This is a genomic window from Marinomonas sp. HM11-D, assembly GCF_057626615.1.
This window is the reverse complement of sequence record NZ_JBMMKT010000031.1, coordinates 1-2,020: the sequence shown is the minus strand read 5'-3', so window position 1 is coordinate 2,020 and position 2,020 is coordinate 1. Positions and strand designations below refer to the sequence as shown.

1 protein-coding gene is annotated in these 2,020 nt (G+C 43.9%); it reads right to left on the bottom strand.

What is annotated here, in order from left to right:
• Positions 1-446 precede the first annotated feature (446 nt).
• Entirely contained in the window at positions 447-1,469 is a 1,023-nt protein-coding gene (locus ACOSVP_RS18530) for an IS110 family RNA-guided transposase (protein WP_487348970.1), read from the bottom strand.
• Positions 1,470-2,020 lie beyond the last annotated feature (551 nt).

The window sequence follows — 2,020 nt, the reverse complement described above, 5'->3', positions numbered from 1 at the left end:
TGCGGTCAGGGCTTTTTTACGTCTGGCGAAAATGCTTATCCTTATCCCCGATATAGAAAAGGAGTCAGATCCCTGTACGTACACTAGCTTCCAATCACTGCCTACTGTTGAGGGATCTGACTCCTGAAATAATCAAAGCCTTTTCTCCCCGAACGGAGTCGGGTTATATGGACCCGCCCGACTGTTGCAAGCTATTTCGACATCACAGAATAAAGTTGCACGCTTATATTCGACCTACTTGGATTGAGCATATCTGCTCGGCCATTAAAAGATGTGCGTTCACTTTCTCTAATTTCGTACCCGGCTTCTACGAGCCACCCGATTCCCTAGGATAAGTGAACCGATTTTATCTGTTTTGTTTTAATAGTCTGCGCAACGCTTTGACGTGCCTGTTATAAACCTTCTTATCTCACTAACGTATCAATATACTTATCTTCACACTCAGTCTATGCTGCGTAACGTGACTCTTTTGTTAGTAAACTCCACGCAATACGAGCGAGCTTATTAGCCAAGGCAACAACGATTTTGTTAGGATGCTTACCCGTGGACTGCATTCGTTGCACCCACAGCGCAAGCCTCCCCGTCGCGTTTTCCTTTTGTAGCACTCGATACGCAGATCTAGCGCCATGTACCAGCTGCTTGCGCAGATAGCTATTGCCTTGCTTACTAATTTTCGTCAAGCGAACCCTATCTCCACTTGAAGACTGTTTAGGCACAAGCCCTAGCGATGCTGCAACATGCCGACCACTGGCAAAACGCTTTGGATCTCCAATGTAACAACACAGAAGTGAAGCATTAATCACACCTATCCCTGGTATATCCATCAATTTAGAGCATTCTTCATTGCTCTTAGCGTAGTCTTGCAGCATTTTCTCATAACGCTTTATGTGGGCTTCTTTTTCTAACCATTGAGCTCTCAAGTCATTTAACAACAAGCGCCCTCTATGCGTAATAGGTTGCTCCGCATCTTCTAGCAATCTAGGTAACATAACTTTAATCGCAGCATCACCAGTTGGAATAACAACCCCCATATCTGCCAGTATTCCACGAAGTTCATTCCCTGTAGCAACACGTTCGCGAACCAACCGCTCTCGCACACGATGAATCGCTTGCAGATCTAATTGCTCCTCACTTTTAACCGAGACCGATGGAATCGACGGCAATGATGCAGCGGTTGCGATAGCGGCAGCATCTCGTTGATCATTCTTATTGACTTGAACAAATGGCTTAACATACTGCGGTGAAATCAGTTTTACTTGATGCCCCATTTTTTTGAACTGCCTAGCCCATGCATGGGCTCCGATACACGTCTCCATAGCAATTAAGCAAGGAGGAAGATTAGCAATAGTCGCTTTGAGCTCTTCACGACGTAGCCTTTTCTTTAAAACCTGCTTCCCTTGCTTATTTTGACCATGCAATTGGAAAACATTTTTCGCTAAATCAATGCCAAGAATGCTAATATTTTTCATAGGACTCGCTCCTTTTAGCTTCGATGCCGGACAGGCTTTTGTTTCCACATTAAGCATGGCACATAGTTAGGAGAGCGGGTCCATCTTATTTCGTACGAGCTGTCTCCTGACAGCGATTCAGGTCTGCATATCCAGTAAAGACGAACAGGCGCAGTGAAAGGTTTAAGAGGCCTCTGCTGCTTGCCTGTTCAGCCTATCATATACGTTGTGTTAGCTATCTTAACTACAGCACTCGTGCCAGGTCAAAACTCCAATCTAAGCATTCTTGTTCGCAAAATTAAAGTAAGTAGCAAAAAGGGAGTAAGTAGCAAAAAGGGAGTAAGTCCTCTAGGGTCCGACAGGTTACTTTGAACTCACTATCTGTAGTGATCTTTTCTAAAGGTAGGCCTTATCGTCAGTTATTTATTGGCGAGAGTAAGGAATAGAGTTGAGAAAGTAAAAGTCTTGCGGCCTTTACTGATGGGGAGCTTTAATGAGTTGTCCGTTTATAGATCGATAAATGTTTGTTTGTGAACAATAAATAAACGATTTGATGGTTTTGACGCATTAAA

Bases quoted from the DNA above. Each gene is read 5' to 3' on its own strand.
- ACOSVP_RS18530 (WP_487348970.1), bottom strand. From the start codon at position 1,469: ATGAAAAATATTAGCATTCTTGGCATTGATTTAGCGAAAAATGTTTTC.